Origin of the sequence: Ruoffia sp. FAM 20857 (assembly GCF_045528645.1) — a bacterium.
In the GTDB taxonomy this organism is placed as follows: Bacteria; Bacillota; Bacilli; order Lactobacillales; family Aerococcaceae; genus Ruoffia; species Ruoffia halotolerans.
In genome coordinates this window covers 1-2,301 of sequence record NZ_JBGQRB010000094.1, presented here as the reverse complement: position 1 = coordinate 2,301, position 2,301 = coordinate 1, and the positions used below count along the sequence as shown (strand labels likewise).

Below are 2,301 nucleotides of genomic sequence, written 5' to 3'. Positions count from 1 at the left end.
TAAAGATGAGAACACAACACAAACTATCGTTGCATAGAGAGACACTTAAACATAGGAATAAAAAAAGAGCCAAGGTGACTGCGTCACCTGGCTCCTCGGTCCACCAACATCAAAAATTCATGAACCTCAAATACGATGTTAAATTTTTAGCTTATTCAGCAGTTGGTTCTTCAGATAGTAAGTAGATATCTGACCATTTCAAGTCCGAACCAATTTGAGTATCCCATTGGCTTACACGGTTATTAACAGCTGTTAATGTGTAGCGGAATAATGTTGGGATTGTTGGAACTTCTTCAATCATATATTCTTGCCAGTCATAGAATGCTTGTTGACGGAATTCTTCATCAAAGGATTCTTCTGATTCAATGGCTGCTAACAATTCATCATTTTCTTCTGTTGCCCAACGTGTGAAGTTAAATGGTGCAGAACGACCATATAAACCACTTTGGTTTGGATCTCCACCAACACCGAAAGCAGCTTGAAATACATCGATGGCTGGATCGTCTGCTTCAATACGTTCGTAGAATGAATTAAATTCCATTAATTGTCCATCAACGAGTTCAACGTTAATACCGATTTGTTGCCAAGATTGGATGTAATATTGAGCAATCGGCTCAGCCGTTTCTCCACCGGACATTGAAGCGAAACCTAATGTAAATGGTTCTCCATTAGGGTCTTCAACAAAGCCGTCACCATCGTTATCTACAAAGCCTGCATCAGCAAGTAATTGTTGAGAACGTTCTGGATCAAATGTATATCCCTCTTGTTCAGCATTATGATACTCTGTAAAGTTTGGTGTAATATGTGAATTAGCGTTTTGGCGTAATCCATAATAGAATTGAGTTGCAATTGCATTATTATCAATCGCATAAGCCATTGCTTGACGTAATGCTTTATTTGATGTGACACGTTCTGGTTCTGGTACAACTTCGCCGTTCTCTTCATCCCATGTCCCTTGTTTGAACCCGATATAAGTAATAGCGTTCTCTAAGAATCCAACAGGAGTAAAGTTCGTTGCATCAGCATATGTTTCATATTGGTCAGCTGGTAATGAAGCAATATCATAGTTTCCAGCTTTTAATTCAGATACGATTGTAGAAGAATTTACTACTTCAATAACCATTTCATGGATGTTAGGACGTCCATCATAATACTCGTCAAATGCAGTTAAAGTTACCGCTTCACCTGGTGTGATCGATTCTACTTTAAATGGTCCGAAACCAACTGGGTTTTTACGAACATATTCGCTATCTTCCAATTCAGCCACTGGTACTTCACCTAGTAGATGTTCTGGTTCGATATAATTAGAAACACCACCATCAGCTTGAAGCATTGAGTTATTAAATGTATTATACGTTACTGTTAACGTGTAATCATTCACTCGTTCAAGACCTGAAATTTCTTCAGCATCTCCATTGTGGTACTCTTCCATACCAGCAACGTTTTGGAAATCTGATCCGTAACGAATTCCAGTATAATCAGGATTACCAATAACGTAGTATGGGAAGATTACGTCATCTATTGTAATTTCTTCACCATCATGCCATGTATGTCCTTCTGGAATAGTAATCGTTACTTGGCTGTTCTCTGGATCCATTTCGATATCAGCAAATCCTGAATTATCAATAGTGAAGTTCTCATCATATCCATAAAGTCCTGGATTAAAGAAATTAATAATTTCACTATCTGGTTGACCAGTGTATAATAAGTTGTTAAGAACTCCAGAAAATGTACTATCTGATACTAAAGCGTAATTTAAAGTACCACCTTCGATAGGTTCACCTTCATTTTGTACTAAAGTATCAAACTCTAATACCCCATCTTCTCCTTCTTCTTGAGCTGAGACTAACTGCGTCGTAGGCCCAACTAAAGTCGAAGCAAATGTCATAGCTAAAGTTGTTAGCGAAACATATTTTTTAATCGATTTTTTCATTAAAATCCTCCTATAAAATGATTTCCCTAGCATTAGAATAAATAAAAAAAATTATACAATTTTAATGCAAGCGGTATAGTACATTTTAAATCATTATCGCTTTAATATCTATAGTTTTAGGTTATTCTTATTGGCTTTTAATCATCTTAATTATAATGTAATTTAATAAAACTTTTATATTATAGACTTCATTATTCCTATACACTTTCCATATTTTTTTCTATTAAATGAATGGATTTATATATATTTGATTTGTCAAATTAAGCTAGACAAAACTGCTTCATCTAAGTAACTCAAAAATACTTCCAACGGTGTTCGGTAGTGTAAGGATTTCCGTGGAATCGTGTTCCGTTTGTGTGCAATCGATG

General features: G+C 35.8%; 1 protein-coding gene and 1 pseudogene. Both read right to left on the bottom strand.

Translation table 11 applies throughout. From position 1 onward, the window contains the following. Nucleotides 1-151: 151 nt before the first annotated feature. The gene (locus ACEN4N_RS11310) at nt 152-1,933 is read right to left on the bottom strand and encodes an oligopeptide ABC transporter substrate-binding protein (protein ID WP_407094257.1); all 1,782 of its coding nucleotides are present in this window, start codon (nt 1,931-1,933) and stop codon (nt 152-154) included. A gap of 255 nt (nt 1,934-2,188) precedes the next feature. Further along, nucleotides 2,189-2,301 (bottom strand): annotated as a pseudogene (locus ACEN4N_RS11305) (IS30 family transposase); the annotation flags it as partial.

What these genes read in the sequence shown, in the direction of transcription:
- ACEN4N_RS11310 (WP_407094257.1), bottom strand. Translation starts at nt 1,933, where the DNA reads ATGAAAAAATCGATTAAAAAATATGTTTCGCTAACAACTTTAGCTATG.